The following is a 259-nucleotide window of genomic DNA, read 5'->3' as shown; positions in this document are numbered from 1 at the left end:
TACCACGAAGCCGTACGCATCCGGCGCCAACTCACCCACACCAACCCCGCCGCCTACCTCCCCCACCTCGCTACCTCACTCAACAACCTCGCCAACCGCCTCGCCGGGACCGGAGACCACCAAGGCGCCCTCGAACCCGCCCACGAAGCCGTACGCATCCGGCGCCAACTCACCCACACCAACCCCGCCGCCTACCTCCCCCACCTCGCTACCTCACTCAACAACCTCGCCAACCACCTCGCCGGGACCGGAGACCACC

1 protein-coding gene is annotated in these 259 nt (G+C 68.3%); it reads left to right on the top strand.

All coding sequences use genetic code 11. From position 1 onward, the window contains the following. Positions 1-259: tetratricopeptide repeat protein (locus ABZ192_RS12215; protein WP_356924413.1), on the top strand; the 259-nt coding region annotated here is incomplete at both ends.

The sequence above is a fragment of the Streptomyces sp. NPDC006235 genome, assembly GCF_040613735.1.
GTDB lineage: Bacteria > Actinomycetota > Actinomycetes > Streptomycetales > Streptomycetaceae > Streptomyces.
This window is presented reverse-complemented; position numbering and strand designations above follow the sequence as displayed.